Origin of the sequence: Oleiagrimonas sp. C23AA, from assembly GCF_011759385.1 — a bacterium.
Classification (GTDB): Bacteria; Pseudomonadota; Gammaproteobacteria; order Xanthomonadales; family Rhodanobacteraceae; genus Oleiagrimonas.
On the sequence record NZ_JAARLY010000002.1, the window covers coordinates 1 to 16,511 of the forward strand.

Here is a 16,511-nt window from a genome sequence, read left to right on the forward strand (position 1 = left end):
CAGCAGTGAAACGTGTCCGCGCCGATGGTAGTGTGGCTCAAGCCATGCAAGAGTAGGTCACCGCCAGGGACCTTTTAAAGCAACACCCCCAAGCTCACGCTTGGGGGTGTTTTGCTATGCGCCAAGGGAAAACTCCCCCACCAGGTCACCGTGGCCCCGGCCGGCCACCGGTGGCCGTCACAGGCCAATGGTTTGGATCGCGGTGCATCCTTCGAGCCGAATCGTCTGACGGATGTTTGTTGGCGCCAGGGTGAGTGGTTGCGGGAGACGCCTCTCTAACGCCTTGAAAGATCGCCTAACAAGCCTTCATCGGCGGTCAATGTGTCGCCTTTGAGTTGCGAAAAGCCCTCAAAAGTGATTTCCCGCCCTGGCGCTGCGTCCCGCGGCAATGCGCTTCCGCGCGATGCACTACAAAGGCCGAACCCGTCCGTTGATGGGCGGCGACATCGCCGGGCCTGACGCTGCGGTGGGGCTCGTCTTGTGCTTGGATGATCGACGCGTCTCAATGTGTCGGCACCCGGCATGAGCCCGGGAGGTCGATACCGCACTTACAGCGTATTCGTCTACCCGCCTGCAGTCGTATAAGCGTCGACTACAACTCAGCGAGTTCGATAACCTCGGCTGTCGAGGTTTTGGCCAATGAGGCTGCTGACGCACCACTTTTCGATATGGCTCGATCTGCCAGCCAGGTGCCCACCCGATAGGCGACCCAACGCCTGCCATCCGGATGATGGAACAACCAAGGGCGGTAGTTGGTTGAGGCCGGCTGCGCGGCAAGTTCACCGAACCAGTTCTCGATTGCCACGTCTTGATAGACGCCCCACGCTGACGTTCGTCCACCGAAGTCGCGTTCGAAGACGGTCGCCAGACCTTCGGCTACCGCAACATCGAGCAGCGACTGGGGCCTGATACCACCTTGATGCACCCAGCCTCGCACAAGGTGGTGGCACTCGTGGCATAGCGTGGGAAACAGGTGCTTGCTGGCGACCCCGCAAAGGTCCATATCTGCCGCCCCGGACACCGTCCACCGGATGGTCGAGGTGCTCAGGGCTGAGCCATGCTCTGCGGAAGGAAGCGCCACGACGTCGGCGCGCATGACATGCAGCTCCACCTCAGATGGCAGTGCGGGAAGCTGTGCCCGTATGCGTGAAATCGAGCTCTGAGCCTAACCCAGAATCACTTGCCGCTGATCATCGTCGAAGCGTGTCGCCGGTTGGGTATCGAGAAACAGCACCGAAAGCATGGGCGAGGTCCCTGGTGGTCTGCTGCCACGGTAGCCCGTTGCTGGCGATCTTCCCAGCTGAATGGCTGGAAAGGCTTCACGCAGCTCGCATGGCCTGCGCTGCTAGGATGAAACGCATGCACGCGAACGCCCACATCGACCGCCATGCGTGATGGCTGGACACTTAGGGCATTGCCGCCCTTGCTCGCCTGCGTTGCTGGCAGCGTGGATGCCTCGACCTACATCAATCTGGGCAAGGTGTTTCCGGCCAACATGACCGGCAATACGGTGCTCATCGGCCTCGCCCTTGGCGCGGGGCATCTGCATGATCTGTGGCGAGGACTGGCGGCGCTGTTGGGCTTTGCCGTCGGCGTAATGTTGGCAGCGTTGTATCTGCGCCGACCGACGCCCGGCTGGGACCGTCGTCTCCGACATGGCTTTGTGGTCGAAACGCTGGTTCTGCTCGCCTTGTATCTGGGCGCGCCGCTGTATATGCATGAAGGCCACTGGGCGAAGCTTTTGGCCGGCAGCCTGGCCGCCATGGCCATGGGGCTGCAGGCCGCGTTGGTGCGGCATCTGCGCATGGGCCATCTGCGTACCACTTTCATTACCGGGCCGCTGGTGGAAGCGCTGGCGGTGCCGTTCGATCCGGCCGAGCGCAAGCGCGGCGCCGAGTCCCAATGGGGCGGCGAATACGTCTTGGTATTTCTGGCCTATGCCGCCGCCGCCGCCGTGGCAGCCTGGCTGGCACACACCCGCGGCGCTCTGGCGATGGCCATTCCCGCTGGCCTGATGCTGGCAACCTTGGTGGTGGTGTCGGTGCCTGATCCGGGGCGTGACGCGCAGCGCTGACAAATCCGGCCCGGCCCGGTGATTTCCTGACGGAGGCAAGCATGACCGAAGTGGACATTCTGGTCGTTGGCGGTGGCATCAACGGCGTGGGTATCGCGCGTGATGCGGCCGGCCGGGGGCTTTCCGTGTGCCTTTGCGAGCAGCACGATCTGGCCTCGCACACCTCCAGCGCCAGCACCAAGCTGATTCATGGCGGGCTGCGATATCTGGAGCAGTATGAGTTCGCGCTGGTCGGCAAGGCGCTCAGCGAGCGGCGCATTTTGCTCGAAGCGGTGCCTCACATCGCCTGGCCGCTGCGCTTCGTGTTGCCACATCAGCCGCACCTGCGTCCGGCCTGGATGATCCGGCTGGGCCTGTTTCTCTACGATCACCTGAGTCGTCAGCGCTCGTTGCCGGGCTCGCGTCGGATTTCATTGAAGGATGGCTGCATCGGCGCACCGCTGCGCAAGGACTACCCGGTCGGTTTCGTCTATTCCGATGCCTGGGTGCAGGACTCGCGGCTGGTGGTGCTCAACGCCATGGATGCCCAGCGTCGTGGCGCCAGCATCCTGACCCGCACGCGCTGTATCCAGGCCACCCGGGGCGATCAGCATTGGACGGCAACGCTGGCGCCGGAAAATGGCGCGCCAATCGACGTCAAAGCCCGAGCGCTGGTCAACGCGAGTGGTCCGTGGGCCACGCAGTTTCTGGACGAGGTGGCTCACGCCAAACATCAGCACAATCTGCGTTTGATCAAGGGCAGCCATATTGTGGTGCCGGCGCTGTTCGAGCACGATCATGCCTACATCTTCCAGCAGCCGGATCGACGCATCGTGTTCGCCATTCCGTACGAGGGCAAGTACACGCTGATCGGCACCACCGATGTGGAATTTCACGATGACCCCAGCGACCCGAAGATCAGCGACGACGAACTCGATTACCTGTGCGAGGCGGCCAATCGCTATTTCGAGAAACAGATTTCACCGGCTGACGTGGTCTGGAGTTACAGCGGCGTGCGCCCGCTGGTGGGCGATGAACATGGCAACGCCTCGGACGTGACGCGCGACTACCACTTGAGCGTGGATCGCCGTGGCGCGCTGCTACTGAACGTCTTCGGCGGCAAGCTGACCACCTTCCGGCGTCTGGGCGAAGACGCCATGGATCGGTTGGCGCCAGCGCTGGGATCGCAGGTCAAGGCCTGGACGGGCAAGGGCCACCCACTGCCGGGCGGCGAGCGCACCGATATTGCCGCGCTGATCGAGGAAGTGCATCAACGCTACGCCTTTTTGCCCGAGGCCACCGTGCGCCGGCTGGTGCGCGCCTATGGCACGTTGACCTTCGAGGTGCTGGGAGACGCCGGCAACATGCAGGCGCTGGGCGAGCATTTCGGCGCCGACCTTTATGCCCGCGAAGTGGATTATCTGCATCGTGCCGAATGGGCGCGCTACACCGAAGACATTCTCTGGCGGCGCAGCAAGCTGGGCCTGGCCTTCAATGAAGAACAGACGCAGGGTTTGGCCGCCTATCTGAAAACACTGTCCGCCTGAAGGCCCGTCGCCAGCGACGGAATTCCAAACGGAGGTTTGCATGGACAAGAAATACATTCTCGCCATCGACCAGGGCACCACCAGCTCGCGCGCCATCGTGTTCGATCGTGACGGTGCCATCGTCGCCTCCGCGCAGCGCGAGTTCGAGCAGGTGTTCCCCAGACCCGGCTGGGTCGAACACAAGCCGCGCGACATTCTCACCAGCGTGCTGGTCAGCATCAGCCAGGTGATGAACCAGGCCGACATCGACCCGGCCGCCGTGGCCGGCATCGGCATCACCAACCAGCGCGAAACCACCATCGTCTGGGACAAGGAAACCGGCGAGCCGGTGCACAACGCCATCGTCTGGCAGTCGCGCCATTCGGCGAGCGTCTGCGAGAAACTCAAGCAGGCCGGCCACGAGGACATGGTGCGCAAGAAGTCCGGCCTGTTGATCGATGCCTACTTCTCCGGCACCAAGCTCAAATGGTTGTTCGAGAACGTCGAGGGCGTGCACGAGCGCGCCAAGCGCGGTGAGCTGCTGTTCGGCACCGTGGACACCTGGCTGATCTGGAACCTCACCGGCGGCAAGGTGCATGTCACCGACATCACCAACGCCAGCCGCACCATGATGTTCAACATCCACGAGCACGACTGGGACGATGAACTGCTGAAGATGCTCGAGGTGCCGCGGGAGATGCTGCCCGAGGTGAAATCGTGCAGCGAGGTCTACGGACATATTTTGCCCAAGCACTTCATGAGCCAGTCGGACGTACCCATCTGCGGTATCGCCGGTGACCAGCATGCGGCGCTGTTTGGGCAAACCTGCTTCGAACCGGGCATGGCCAAGAGCACCTACGGCACCGGCTGCTTCGTGCTGATGCACACCGGTGAAAAGGCGGTCGCGTCCAAGCACGGCCTGCTCAGCACGGTGGCCTGGCAGCTGGGCGACACGGTCGAGTACGCGCTGGAAGGCTCCATCTTTGTCGCGGGTTCGGTGGTGCAGTGGCTGCGCGATGGGCTGCGCATGTTCGGCAAGTCGTCCGATTCGCAGGCCTATGCCGAGCGCGCCAAGGACAGCGATGGCGTCTATCTGGTGCCGGCCTTCACCGGGCTGGGCGCGCCGTACTGGGAGAGTGATGTGCGTGGGGCCATGTTTGGACTCTCGCGTGGCACCACCAAGGAACACTTCATCCGCGCGGCGCTGGAGTCGATGGCCTATCAGACCCGCGACGTGCTCGACGCCATGCAGGGCGATGCCGATATCGCGCTCAAGGAACTGCGTGCCGACGGCGGCGCCATTGCCAATGACTTCATGGCGCAATTTCAGGCCGACATTCTGGATGTGGCCGTGGAGCGGCCGACCATCAACGAGACCACGGCGCTGGGTGCGGCCTATCTGGCGGGCCTGGCGGTGGGCATGTGGGACGATCGTCAGGCACTGTCCAAACTGTGGACGCTGGACCAGCGTTTTGATCCGCAGATGGATGACAAGCACCGCCAGCGCCTGTACGCCGGCTGGCAAAAGGCGGTGGAAGCGACCATGGCCTACCGCGTCGATCATGATGACACCGACGACGACACCGATTGAGCACGCCGCCGATGCGCCGTTGCCTTTGACGCTTTAGGCCATGAAAAAGGGCGCCCGAAGGCGCCCTTTCTTTCAATCCGGCATCACGCTATGGATCAGTCCAGCGCGTAGCCGAACTGCTCTTCGAACTGGCTTGCGAACGTGGCGTAGTCAAAGCGCTGGTTCTGCGTGCCTGGATGCTCCACCTTCAGCGCCCCCATCAGCGAGGCCATGCGGCCAATGGTCGGCCAGTCCTTGCCGTTCATGATGCCGAAGATCAGGCCGGCGCGGTAAGCATCGCCGCAACCGGTCGGATCAACGGTCTGGCGTTCCCTGGCCGGCGGTACCTGCACCGCTTCGCCCCCAGTGTGGATGATCGAGCCGCGCGGACCCTGGGTGACGATATAGGCGTGAACGCGCGAGGCGATGTCGGCCGCGCTCCAGCCGGTGCGCTGCTGCAGCAGCTGCGACTCGTAGTCGTTGACGATGACGTAGGTGGCTTTCTCGATCATGGCGCGGAATTCCTCGCCATTGAACAGCGGCATGGCCTGGCCCGGATCGAAGATGAAGGGCACGCCGCGGGCGGCAAACTCTTCGGTGTGCTGCAGCATCGCCTCGCGGCTGTCGGGCGCGACGATGGCGAAGCTGATGTCATCGATGTCCTTCACATGCGTCTGGTGCGCGCTGGACATCGCGCCCGGATGGAAGGCGGTGATCTGGTTGTTGTCCAGATCGGTGGTGATGAAGCACTGCGGCGTGAACTGGTCGTCGTACACGCGCACGTGGTCCAGGCGGATGCCGAATGACTCCAGGTGCTCACGATAAGGCGCAAAGTCCTGGCCCACCGCGGCCACCGGGTAGGGATCGGCACCCAGCAGCTTCAGGTTGTAGGCGATGTTGCCGGCACAGCCGCCAAATTCGCGACGCATGCCCGGCACCAGGAACGAAACGTTCAGGATGTGCACCTGATCGGGCAGGATGTGATTCTTGAACTGATCCTGGAACACCATGATGGTGTCGTACGCCAGCGAACCGCAGACCAATGCAGACATGCGAAGTAACCCTTGTCGATCCGGTAATGAATGAAGACGCCTGGGCGCCAAACGGAGCCGCCGACCCGCCGTGCCTGCGACAAAACCCGTGAATGTTAGCGCGTCCGGCGTCGCCGCGCGAGTCGGGCGTGGCGATAATAGGGCATGGCCGACGGCCGCCAGTGCAGCGCATCCCCAAGCGAAACAAAGGCTTTCTTAACGTCGTTTCGCTTGCGCCGCCGGACCCCCCTCACTAGACTGACGCGCTCACTTATCCGTTTATCTGCACACGGCGTATCGCCACATGTTCAAGAAAGTTCGCGGGCTTTTCTCCAACGATATCTCAATCGATCTCGGTACGGCCAACACGCTGATTTACGTGCGTGGTCAGGGCATCGTGCTCAACGAACCCTCGGTGGTGGCGATCCGTCAGGAGCGCGGCCCGGGTGGCCCGCGAGCCGTGGCCGCCGTCGGTGGCGAGGCCAAGCGCATGCTGGGCCGTACGCCGGGCAACATCGTCACAGTGCGTCCGATGAAGGACGGCGTCATCGCCGACTTCACCATGACCGAGGCGATGCTGCAGCACTTCATCAAGCAGGTGCACAAGTCGCGCATGCTGCGCCCCAGCCCGCGTGTGCTGGTGTGCGTGCCGTGCGGCTCGACCCAGGTCGAGCGCCGCGCCATCAAGGAATCGGCCGAAGGTGCCGGTGCCCGCGACGTGTTCCTGATCGAAGAGCCGATGGCCGCCGCGATCGGCGCCGGCATTCCGGTACACGAGGCGCGTGGCTCGATGGTGCTGGACATTGGCGGCGGCACCTCGGAAGTGGCGGTGATCTCGCTCAACGGCATCGTCTACTCGCAGTCGGTGCGCGTCGGTGGCGACCGTTTCGACGAGTCCATCATCAACTACGTGCGCCGCAATCACGGCACGCTGATTGGTGAATCGACCGCCGAGCGCATCAAGCTGGAAATCGGCTGCGCGTATCCGCAGAGCGAAGTGCGCGAGATCGAGATCTCTGGCCGCAACCTGGCCGAGGGCGTGCCGCGCATGTTCACCATCAACTCCAACGAGGTGCTCGAGGCGCTGCACGAGCCGCTGTCGGGCATCTGCGCGGCGGTCAAGTCGGCGCTGGAGCAGACCCCGCCGGAGTTGTGCTCGGACGTGGCCGAGCGTGGCATCGTGCTGACCGGTGGTGGCGCGCTGCTGCGCGATCTGGATCGCCTGATCTCCGAGGAAACCGGCCTGCACGTGCAGGTGGCCGACGATCCGCTGACCTGCGTGGCGCGCGGTGGCGGCAAGGCCCTGGAACTGATCGACCAGCACGGTAGCGACTTCTTCTCCGGCGAGTGAGGCAGGTAGTGGCGTCTGGACCCACTCAGGGCACCGGCGCCGCGGAGTGGGCATGGCGCTGAACCGTGACGGGTCCTCGACGCTGTTTTCGGCCTCCATGGCCGGAACCCTGCGCCTTATCGTGTACCTGGCGCTGGCCTGCGTGCTGATGGTGATCGACCATCGCAACGGCTGGCTGGCCAAGGCGCGCTACGGCGCCAGTGTCGTCATCGAACCCTTGTACCGCCTGGCCGGCCTGCCGGCCGAGGGCGTGGATGCCGCGCGCGTGGCATTTGCCGATCGCACCAAGCTCAGCGACGAGAACCAGCGTCTGCGCGAGGCGCTGCTGCTGGCCAATGCGCGGCTCAATCGCATGCGTGCCGTGGCGCAGCAGAACGCGCGCCTGAAGCAATTGCTCGATACCCAGCACTCGCTGGGCATGAATGTGCAGTTGGCGCGGTTGATCGACGTGGACCTGGGTCCGTATCGCAACCGCGTAGTGCTCAACGTCGGCCAGCGCGAGGGCGTCAAGGCCGGGCAGGTGGTGATCGATGCGCACGGCGTGATGGGGCAGGTAATCCAGGTGATGCCGCATACCTGTGTGGCTATGCTGATCACCGATCCCAACAGTGCGGTGCCGGTCACTGTCGAGCGCACCGGTTTGCGCACCGTGGCCTACGGCACGCGTGGCGGCAGCGAGCTGTCGCTGCCGACCATTCCGGTGACTGCCGATGTGAAGGTGGGCGACAAGCTGGTCACCTCCGGCCTGGGTGGCGGTTTTCCGCAGGGCTTTCCGGTAGGCACGGTGCGTCGCGTGTCGCCGGATCTTTCCGGCATGTTCCTGTCCGCCCGCGCCGCACCGGCCGCGGCGTTGGAGCGCAGTGGCGATGTGCTGCTGCTGCGTGACCTGGCGCCGCCCATGGGGCCGCCGGCACCAGCGCCACAAGTCGGGCCGCCGGCCGATCTGGCGCCCGGTGCCGACACCAACGATGCGCACAAGCAGGGGGCAAGCCATTGAACCGTCAACGCGCACGCGCCCTGATGTTCTGGGCCACGCTGATACTGGCCCTGCTGCTGATGTTGCTGCCGCTGCCGGCGGCGATCGCGCCGTTCAAGCCGTACTGGCCGGCGCTGGTGCTGATCTACTGGGCGCTGGAGTCGGGCGACCGTGTCAACCTTGGATTGGCCTTCATGATCGGCCTGGGCGCCGACGTGGTCGACGGCGTGCTGCTGGGTGAGCAGGCGCTGCGCCTGACCGCGCTGGTATTCATCGTGCTCAGGTTCCGCTCGCGCCTGCGTTTCTTCCCGATGTGGCAGCAGGCCCTGGCGGTGCTGGCCCTGCTGCTGAACGATCGCATCCTGCAACTGGCGGTACGCGCCTTCGCCAGCGAGCCGCTGCCCACGTGGGGCTACTGGATTTCGCCGCTGGTCGGTGCCTTGCTGTGGCCGTTCGTGTTTCTGGTGCTGGATAACCTGCGCGCTCGCTGGCGCCTGCACGAAACATGAGCATGTCCCCGCCGCCGGCCCGCCGGCGTCGCGCTCGGCAGGCCTGAACCATGCCGCTGCGACGTCGCGCCATCAAGGACAACCGCCGCGAGGCGCATCTTTTCCGGGTGCGCGCCTACACCGGCTTTGCGCTGATTCTGCTCGGGCTGCTGGTGCTGGTCGGGCGTTTTTTCTACCTGCAGGTGATGCGCCATGACGAGTACGCGGTGCGCTCGGAGCAGAACCGTGTGCATTTGCGCCGCCTGCCGCCGGCGCGCGGACTGATCTACGACCGCAACGGCACCCTGCTGGCCGACAACGTGCCGGCGTTCCGGCTGGATGTGATCCCCGAGCGCGTCAAGCACATGGAGCGGATGCTCAAGCGCCTGGACACGGTGGTGCCTCTCTCAGCTGACGACCTGAAGGATTTTCATCGCCAGCTCAAGCAGCATCGCTCGTTCCAGAGCGTGCCGCTGAAACTGCACCTGACCGAGGACGAGATCGACCGTTTCGCGGTCAACCGCTGGCGTTTCCCTGGCGTGGACGTGGTGCCCTACCTGACCCGCCACTATCCGATGGGCGACATATTCGCGCATGTAGTCGGCTATGTCGGGCGCATCAATCAGCGCGAGCTTCAGCAGGTCAACCCCGAGCGGTACGACGGCACCACGCATATCGGCAAGACCGGCATCGAGAAGTACTACGAGAACAAACTGCACGGCGAGCCCGGCTATCAGGTGGTCGAGGTCAATGCCGACCAGCGTGTGCAGCGCATCCTGGAAACGCACCCGCCGACGCCGGGCGAAAACCTGTATCTGTCCATCGACGCCAACCTGCAGAAGGCCGCCTACAAGGCCTTCGCCGGACGCGCCGGTGCCGCGGTGGCGATCGACCCACGCAACGGCCAGGTGCTGGCCATGGTCAGCGTGCCGACCTACGACCCCAATTTGTTCGTCAATGGCATCAGCCAGACCGACTACGATGCGCTGCTGAACAATCCGCATCATCCGCTCCTGGATCGCGCCGCGGTCGGGCGCTATCCGCCGGGCTCCACCGTGAAGCCGTTCATCGGACTGGGCGGCCTTGAGCTGGGCCTGCGCACGCCGCAGGACACGGTCAACTCCACCGGCGTGTTCTACATTCCGGGGCAGTCGCGCGGCTATCGCGATGACCAGCGCGGCGGCGCCGGCATCACCGATCTTCGCAAGGCCATCGCGCAGTCGGTCAACACCTACTTCTACAAGCTGGCCCTGGACATGGGCATCGATCGCTTCAGCCACTGGATGGCGCGCTTCGGTTTTGGTCAGGAGCCGGGCATCGATCTGCCGCGCCAGGGCGAGGGCGTGCTGCCGTCTCGCGAATGGAAGCGCGGGCAGACGCATCAGCCGTGGTATCCGGGCGAGACGGTGATCGCCGGCATCGGCCAGGGCTACTGGGTGATCACGCCGCTGCAGCTGGCACACGCGTTGGCCACCCTGGCCGACAAGGGCGTGCCGCATACGCCGCGCCTGCTGATGGCTACGCAGGATGGCGTCGACGCCAAGGTCAAGCCAGTGTCGCCGCCGCCGGCCGGCGCCTCGGTCATCAAGAATCCGGCCGACTGGCAGGCCGTGGTCAACGGCATGATTGACGTGGTCAATGGCGGCCCCGGGACTACCGCGCGCGGGCTGGGCAAGGGCTTTCCCTATGTAATCGCCGGCAAGACCGGCACCGCCGAGCGCTACTCGCGCAAGACCAAGGCCTACACCAACCACTCGGACCTGGCTGCGCTGGCCAAGCTTCATCGCGCGCTGTTCGAGGCGTTCACGCCGGCCGAGAATCCGCGTATCGCGGTGGCGGTGGTGCTGGAAGAGGGCGCCTGGGGCGGCAGTTCAGCCGGCCCGATCGCGCGCAAGATTCTCGATGCCTGGGCCAAGGAGCAGGGACTGCCCGACGACACCAGCGACGAACCGAAGGACATGGCGCCATGATCGCTGCCTATCGACATCGCCTTGGTCGTCTCGTGCGCCGTCTCTGGTCACGGCCGCGCCTGGACCTGCCGCTGCTGGGCGCACTCACCGCGCTGGCCATGGTCGGTCTGGCCACGCTCTACAGCGCCGGTGACGAGAGCCTCTCGCTGGTCGGTAGCCAGGCCGGGCGCTTCGTGCTGGGCGCGATCATGCTGGTGCTGGTGTCGCGCATTTCGCCCACGCTGCTGCGTACCTGGACGCCGTGGTTGTATGCCTTTTCCACCGCGCTGCTGGTGGTGGTGGCGGTGATCGGCGAGGGCAAGGGCGCCTATCGCTGGCTGGATTTGGGCGTGGTGCGTTTCCAGCCTTCGGAGTTGTGCAAACTGACCATGCCGATGATGGTGGCCTGGTATCTGCACCCGCGCCAGCTGCCGCCGCGCTGGAAGGACATTTTCGCCGTCGGCATCCTGATCGCGGTGCCGGCCGCCCTGATCGCCGAGCAGCCGGACCTGGGCACCGCGCTGCTGGTGGCCGGCTCCGGAGCGTTCGCGCTGTTCCTGTCGGGCATGAGCTGGCGCCGCATTGCGCTGCTGCTGGGGCTGGTGGTGGCCGCCTTGCCGGTGGCCTGGCATTTCATGCACGGCTACCAGCGACAGCGCGTGATGACCTTCATCAATCCCGAATCCGATCCGCTGGGCACCGGCTGGCACATCATCCAGTCCAAGATCGCGGTGGGCTCGGGCGGCATTTTCGGCAAGGGCTGGCATCACGGCACGCAGTCGCGGCTGGAGTTTCTGCCCGAGCACACCACCGACTTCATCTTCGCCGTGTTTGGCGAGGAATTCGGCCTGGTCGGCGCCATCGTTTTGATTGCGCTGTACGCCTTCATCATCGGCCGCAGCCTGTGGATTGCGATGGAAGCGCGCGATACCTATTCGCGTCTGCTCACCGGCGCGATCGCGATGAGCTTTTTCGTCTATGTCATCGTCAACGGCGGCATGATCACCGGCCTGTTGCCGGTGGTCGGCGTGCCGTTGCCGCTGGTCAGCTACGGCGGCACCTCGGCGGTGAGTCTTCTCACCGGCTTTGGCGTGCTGATGTCGGTGCACGCGCACCGCAAGCTGCTGGAGTAGCGCGCACCGCTGCTGTTAGGCTCACCCGACGTATTACCTGCCTGCCAAGATTGCCGCCGATGTCGCTTCGCAACCGTTTGATCTCCCTGCTGGTGCCGGCCGTGGCGCTGGCCATGCCCATGGCCCACGCGCAGACCCACCCGGGCGAGGCCGCACTGGTGCGCGAGGTGGCCGCCGATACCGGCAAGGATCCGGCCAAGCTGACTGCCTTGCTCGATGGCGCGAGCAAGCAGCAAAGCATTCTCGACGCCATCAGCCGCCCGGCCGAGGGCAAGGACTGGGCGCAGTACCGGCCCATCTTCCTCACCGACAAGCGCATCAACGCCGGTATCGCCTTTTACCGTGAGCATCAGGCGGAACTGGAGCGCATCGGTCGCGAGTACGGCGTCGATCCGTATTACGTGGTCGCCATTATTGGCGTGGAAACCTTCTACGGTCGCATCACCGGGCACTACCGGGTGATCGACGCGCTGTCGACGCTGGCCTTTTACTATCCGCCGCGCGCCACGTTCTTCCGCAAGGAATTGAAAACCCTGCTGGAACTTCCCGACAACAAGCTGGCCGGGCCGATCGATACGCTGACCGGCTCCTATGCCGGCGCGCAGGGCTGGGGCCAGTTCATGCCCTCCAGCATCAAGGCCTACGCCGTCGATGAAGATCACGATGGCCACATCAACCTGCATGGCGGCTCCATGCCGGACCTGTTCGCCAGCGTGGCCAATTATTTCCGAGCCCATGGCTGGCAGCCCGGTGCGCCGGTGGCTGGCCGCGTGCAGGCCGATGCCGGCGCGCATCCATTCACGGCGAAAGATTCCAAGCCGGTGGAGCCGCTGGAGCAGTTCGAGGCCTGGGGCTATGCGCCATTCAAGCACTTTGGTCCGGGGCGTATGAGCACCCTGCTGACGCTCAAAGGGTCCGACGGTCCCGAACGCTGGCTCACCTTCCAGAATTTCTACGTGATCACGCGCTACAACCGCAGCCCGAAATACGCCATGGCGGTGCATCAGCTGGCCGATGCCATCCGTGCCGGCGTGAGCACGGCCGAGTCACATCCGTGAGTGCTGCGGTGCGTGTGCTGGCGCTGCTGCTGGCAGTGCTGATGCTCAGTGCCTGCGCCGGCCACCGTACGCGGCCGGCCTCGCGTCATGTGCCCGGCGTGGCACCGGATGTACCCGGCAAGCCGGCGGGCTCTCGCGGGCCCAGCGATGACCTCAATCTGCCGCAGAGCGAGCGCTACCGGCAGTCACACGACAGCGGCCCGGATGGCAAGCACGTGGATGTGTTCAAGCTGCCGGTGCCCGTGCCGCATGCCGAGCCGCGCTCGCGCTACGGCAACAAGTCGCCGTACACGGTGCTGGGCCACACCTATCGGGTGCTGAGAAGTGCCCGTGGTTATGACGAGAAGGGCATCGCCTCCTGGTACGGCAACAAGTTCCACGGCTACATGACCTCCAGTCTGGAGCCGTATGACATGTACAAGTTCACCGCCGCCAGCAAGGTGCTGCCGCTGCCGACCTGGGCGCGCGTGACCAATCTGGCCAACGGCAAGAGCATTATTGTGCGCGTCAACGATCGCGGACCGTTCGTGGCCAATCGCCTGATCGACTTGAGCTACGCCGCCGCCGTGCGCATCGGTATCTGGCCCAAGGGCACTGGGCTGGTCGAGGTGCAGGCGCTCGATCCCAGACACCCGAAGGAACTGCCGGCGCCCGAGGCGGTCACACACACCGCTGCGGCGCATCCCATCTGGTTGCAGGTGGGGGCGTTCTCCAACCGTGCCAATGCCGAGCGCGTGGCGGCCCAGTTGCGTTCGGCGCGGCTGGCGCCGGTGCAGGTAAGCACGGTGTCCGTGCACGGGCGCACCGTGACCCGCGTGCGCTTGGGGCCGCTGGCCGATGTCGATGCCGCCGACCATGTCAGCGCCGAAGTGGTCAAGCTGGGTCTGCCCGAGCCACAGGTGGCGGTAGACTAGTAAGCTGGTAGCCATATCGACACCATATGGCCTTGTCGCCCGCTGCCGGAGCGGGCCGATTGTGCCTTTAAGATTGCCTTGTAACCCTTGAATACCGGAACTGCATCGAAGATGACCGTAATCCGCCGTTTCCTAAGCGTGCTCGCCGCCTCCTCGCTCGTTGTCGGCGTGGCCATGGCCCAGCAGACTCCGACGCCGCAGCCGGATATGCCCACGCCCGATGCCAAGCCGACGCCGAGCATGCCGGACGTGCCGGTGCCGCCGCCGCCCGAGTTCAACGCCCGTGCCTGGGTGTTGATGGATTACGATTCCGGCCGCCTGCTGGTCTCGCACAATCCGGACCAGCGCGAAACACCGGCCTCGCTGACCAAGCTGGTCAACGCCTACGTGGTCGGTTCGGCGCTCAAGGCCGGCAAGGTCAAGTGGGATCAGCCGGTATTTGTGTCCACGCACGCCTGGAAGAAGGGCGGCGGTGGCACCGACGGTTCCACCAGCTTCCTGAAAGTGCACTCCAAGGTGCCACTGGATGATTTGCTCAAGGGCATGCTGGTGCAGTCGGGCAACGATGCGGCCATTGCCCTGGCCGAGGCGGTGGGCGGCAGCGAGCAGGGTTTCGCCTCGCTGATGAACGCCTACGCCCAGCGCATCGGCATGACCGGCAGCCACTTCACCGATGCCTCGGGTTATCCATCGCCGGATCATTATTCCACCGCGCACGATATCGCCCGCGTCACGCGCGCGCTGATCCGCGATTTCCCTCGCATCTACGCCATCGCCAAGCTCAAGAGCTTCACCTGGAACGGCATCAAGCAGGGCAACCGCAACCTGCTGCTGTGGCGCGATCCCACCGTGGACGGTGCCAAGACCGGTCATACCGCTGATGCCGGTTATTGCCTGGACGCCTCGGCCAAGCGCGATGGCATGCGCCTGATCGCCGTGGTCATGGGGTCGCCCAGCGAGCAGGCCCGCGCCAGCGATGCCGAGGCCCTGCTCAACTACGGTTTCAGCTTCTTCACTCATCACACGCTGTACAAGGCCGGCAAGCCACTGGCCACGCCGCGTCTTTGGAAGGGCCAGGACAACAAGTTGCCGATCGGCGTGACCGATGACGTGCAGGTCACCATCAAGCGTGGTGACTACAAGAACCTGAAGGCCACCGTGGACATCCCCGGCACCCTGGTGGCGCCGTACAAGAAAGGCCAAAAGGTCGGCACGCTGCACGTCACGCTGGATGGCAAGCCGCTGCTGGATCGCCCGCTGGTGGCGCTCTCTGATGCGCCGCAGGGCGGCTTCTTCAAACGCCTGTGGGATGCCATCGTGCTGTGGTTCCACCATCTGGGCGGGTCCAAGCACTGATGCGTGACGTCGACGACATCCAGCCGCAGTACGAGGGCCAGGGTTTCCAGTTTCCCGGCACCTTCACCATTGTCGCCATGGGCAACGCCGGCGCCAGCCTGGACAAGCGCGTGCCGGCGCTGCTGTCGGACATCGGCCTTGGCATCGTGCCCGAGACGCTGGAGCTGCGCGCCTCGCGCACCGGCAAGTACGTGTCGGTGCATGTGCAGTTCACCTGTCCCACCCGCGACAAGTACGACGCGGCACATGCCGTGCTTCGGGCCGACCCGGATATCCGCTACACGCTGTAGCGACATCGCGGGTGCTCGGATACCCAGGGGCGGCTTCCGGCATGTTGAGATTGCCGGGCGCCGCCCTCATGCTTTGCTGACGGTCCGTCGCGCCAGCGCGCCACACCGTTATTCCCGACCACCGGAAACTTCGCCATGTCCCGTGACCTCACCGTGCGCCGCCTGGGCAGGCAGCCCTACGAGCCGATCTGGCAGGCCATGAAGGCCTATACCGACGCGCGCGGCAAGGACACGCCCGACGAGCTGTGGTTGCTCGAACACGACCCGGTGTTCACGCTGGGGCAGGCCGGCAAGATGGAGCACGTGCTGATGCCGGGCGACATTCCGGTGGTGCCGGTCGATCGCGGCGGTCAGGTTACCTATCACGGTCCGGGCCAGATCGTGGCCTATCCCATGTTCGACCTGCGCCGGCTGGGCGTGGGTGTGCGCGAGCTGGTCAATCGCATCGAACAGGCGCTGATCGACACCCTGGCCGAATGGAACATCGAGGCCGTGCGCCGCGAGGGTGCGCCGGGCGTGTATGTGGCCGATGCCAAGGTCGGTGCGCTGGGGCTGCGCGTGCGTCGTGGCTGCTCGTTCCATGGCCTGGCCTTCAACGTGAACATGGACCTGGAGCCGTTTCACCGCATCAACCCTTGTGGCTACAAGGGCTTGGCCGTCACGCAGGTGTTAGACTTGGGTGGCCCGTCGCGGCTGGCCGACGTGGAGCAGGTGCTGGTCGAGAAGTTGTGCCAGCAGTTTGGCTTCACCGCGCGCCCGGCCGCTCCCGTTCTTCCCGAACTGGCCGTCCCGGCGGCGGCCTCCGCGTAGGCAGTT

Annotated in this window: 15 protein-coding genes; 13 read left to right on the top strand and 2 right to left on the bottom strand. The window is 64.8% G+C overall.

Annotated features, from left to right (window positions below; translation table 11 throughout):
• Positions 1-592: 592 nt before the first annotated feature.
• Positions 593-1,096: a DUF2268 domain-containing putative Zn-dependent protease gene (locus HBF24_RS03010; protein ID WP_167168836.1), complete on the bottom strand. Its 504-nt coding sequence runs from the start codon at positions 1,094-1,096 to the stop codon at positions 593-595.
• A gap of 327 nt (positions 1,097-1,423) precedes the next feature.
• On the opposite strand from HBF24_RS03010, the gene HBF24_RS03015 reads away from it, so the two are divergent.
• Genes HBF24_RS03015 through glpK form a run of 3 tightly spaced genes read left to right on the top strand, consistent with a single transcriptional unit; the run spans position 1,424 to position 5,170 of the window.
• Positions 1,424-2,074 (top strand): YoaK family protein, encoded by a 651-nt coding sequence (locus tag HBF24_RS03015; protein ID WP_167168839.1) that lies wholly within the window; start codon positions 1,424-1,426, stop codon positions 2,072-2,074.
• Positions 2,075-2,115: 41 nt separating this feature from the next.
• Positions 2,116-3,600: a glycerol-3-phosphate dehydrogenase gene (gene glpD, locus HBF24_RS03020; protein WP_167168842.1), complete on the top strand. Its 1,485-nt coding sequence runs from the start codon at positions 2,116-2,118 to the stop codon at positions 3,598-3,600.
• Positions 3,601-3,640: 40 nt separating this feature from the next.
• Positions 3,641-5,170 carry a glycerol kinase GlpK gene (gene glpK, locus HBF24_RS03025; protein ID WP_167168845.1) on the top strand — a complete coding sequence of 510 codons (1,530 nt, stop codon included), beginning with the start codon at positions 3,641-3,643 and terminating at the stop codon, positions 5,168-5,170.
• Between the two features lie 95 nt (positions 5,171-5,265).
• Here the strand turns inward: glpK and HBF24_RS03030 are convergent, their stop codons facing one another.
• Positions 5,266-6,201 (bottom strand): carbohydrate kinase family protein, encoded by a 936-nt coding sequence (locus HBF24_RS03030; RefSeq protein WP_167168848.1) that lies wholly within the window; start codon positions 6,199-6,201, stop codon positions 5,266-5,268.
• A gap of 283 nt (positions 6,202-6,484) precedes the next feature.
• Here HBF24_RS03030 and HBF24_RS03035 point away from each other — a divergent pair, with 283 nt between their 5' ends.
• The 10 genes from HBF24_RS03035 to lipB all read left to right on the top strand — a co-directional run bounded on the left by HBF24_RS03035 (position 6,485) and on the right by lipB (position 16,505).
• Positions 6,485-7,531, top strand: coding sequence for a rod shape-determining protein (locus HBF24_RS03035; RefSeq protein ID WP_167168851.1), 1,047 nt, complete (start codon positions 6,485-6,487; stop codon positions 7,529-7,531).
• A gap of 52 nt (positions 7,532-7,583) precedes the next feature.
• Entirely contained in the window at positions 7,584-8,528 is a 945-nt protein-coding gene (mreC, locus tag HBF24_RS03040; protein ID WP_167168854.1) for a rod shape-determining protein MreC, read from the top strand.
• Complete coding sequence (mreD, locus tag HBF24_RS03045) at positions 8,525-9,016, top strand: rod shape-determining protein MreD (RefSeq protein WP_277344494.1); 492 nt, start codon at positions 8,525-8,527, stop codon at positions 9,014-9,016. The genes mreC and mreD overlap by 4 nt, the downstream gene beginning before the upstream one ends.
• Before the next feature lie 50 nt (positions 9,017-9,066).
• Entirely contained in the window at positions 9,067-10,965 is a 1,899-nt protein-coding gene (gene mrdA, locus HBF24_RS03050; RefSeq protein ID WP_167168857.1) for a penicillin-binding protein 2, read from the top strand.
• The gene (gene rodA / locus HBF24_RS03055) at positions 10,962-12,077 is read left to right on the top strand and encodes a rod shape-determining protein RodA (RefSeq protein WP_167168859.1); all 1,116 of its coding nucleotides are present in this window, start codon (positions 10,962-10,964) and stop codon (positions 12,075-12,077) included. The genes mrdA and rodA overlap by 4 nt, the downstream gene beginning before the upstream one ends.
• A 59-nt stretch (positions 12,078-12,136) precedes the next feature.
• Entirely contained in the window at positions 12,137-13,135 is a 999-nt protein-coding gene (gene mltB / locus HBF24_RS03060; protein WP_167168862.1) for a lytic murein transglycosylase B, read from the top strand.
• On the top strand, positions 13,132-14,049 hold the full coding sequence (locus tag HBF24_RS03065) for a septal ring lytic transglycosylase RlpA family protein (RefSeq protein WP_343162703.1): 918 nt from the start codon (positions 13,132-13,134) through the stop codon (positions 14,047-14,049). Before mltB ends, HBF24_RS03065 begins: the two co-directional genes overlap by 4 nt.
• A gap of 111 nt (positions 14,050-14,160) precedes the next feature.
• Positions 14,161-15,405: a D-alanyl-D-alanine carboxypeptidase family protein gene (locus HBF24_RS03070; RefSeq protein WP_167168864.1), complete on the top strand. Its 1,245-nt coding sequence runs from the start codon at positions 14,161-14,163 to the stop codon at positions 15,403-15,405.
• Positions 15,405-15,695, top strand: coding sequence for a DUF493 family protein (locus HBF24_RS03075; RefSeq protein ID WP_167168867.1), 291 nt, complete (start codon positions 15,405-15,407; stop codon positions 15,693-15,695). Before HBF24_RS03070 ends, HBF24_RS03075 begins: the two co-directional genes overlap by 1 nt.
• A 135-nt stretch (positions 15,696-15,830) precedes the next feature.
• Positions 15,831-16,505: a lipoyl(octanoyl) transferase LipB gene (gene lipB, locus HBF24_RS03080; protein ID WP_167168870.1), complete on the top strand. Its 675-nt coding sequence runs from the start codon at positions 15,831-15,833 to the stop codon at positions 16,503-16,505.
• Positions 16,506-16,511: the final 6 nt, after the last annotated feature.

Bases quoted from the DNA above. Each gene is read 5' to 3' on its own strand.
- HBF24_RS03010 (WP_167168836.1), bottom strand. From the start codon at position 1,096: ATGCGCGCCGACGTCGTGGCGCTTCCTTCCGCAGAGCATGGCTCAGCC.
- glpD (WP_167168842.1), top strand. From the start codon at position 2,116: ATGACCGAAGTGGACATTCTGGTCGTTGGCGGTGGCATCAACGGCGTG.
- glpK (WP_167168845.1), top strand. From the start codon at position 3,641: ATGGACAAGAAATACATTCTCGCCATCGACCAGGGCACCACCAGCTCG.
- HBF24_RS03030 (WP_167168848.1), bottom strand. From the start codon at position 6,201: ATGTCTGCATTGGTCTGCGGTTCGCTGGCGTACGACACCATCATGGTG.
- HBF24_RS03035 (WP_167168851.1), top strand. From the start codon at position 6,485: ATGTTCAAGAAAGTTCGCGGGCTTTTCTCCAACGATATCTCAATCGAT.
- mreC (WP_167168854.1), top strand. From the start codon at position 7,584: ATGGCGCTGAACCGTGACGGGTCCTCGACGCTGTTTTCGGCCTCCATG.
- mrdA (WP_167168857.1), top strand. From the start codon at position 9,067: ATGCCGCTGCGACGTCGCGCCATCAAGGACAACCGCCGCGAGGCGCAT.
- rodA (WP_167168859.1), top strand. From the start codon at position 10,962: ATGATCGCTGCCTATCGACATCGCCTTGGTCGTCTCGTGCGCCGTCTC.
- mltB (WP_167168862.1), top strand. From the start codon at position 12,137: ATGTCGCTTCGCAACCGTTTGATCTCCCTGCTGGTGCCGGCCGTGGCG.
- HBF24_RS03070 (WP_167168864.1), top strand. From the start codon at position 14,161: ATGACCGTAATCCGCCGTTTCCTAAGCGTGCTCGCCGCCTCCTCGCTC.
- HBF24_RS03075 (WP_167168867.1), top strand. From the start codon at position 15,405: ATGCGTGACGTCGACGACATCCAGCCGCAGTACGAGGGCCAGGGTTTC.
- lipB (WP_167168870.1), top strand. From the start codon at position 15,831: ATGTCCCGTGACCTCACCGTGCGCCGCCTGGGCAGGCAGCCCTACGAG.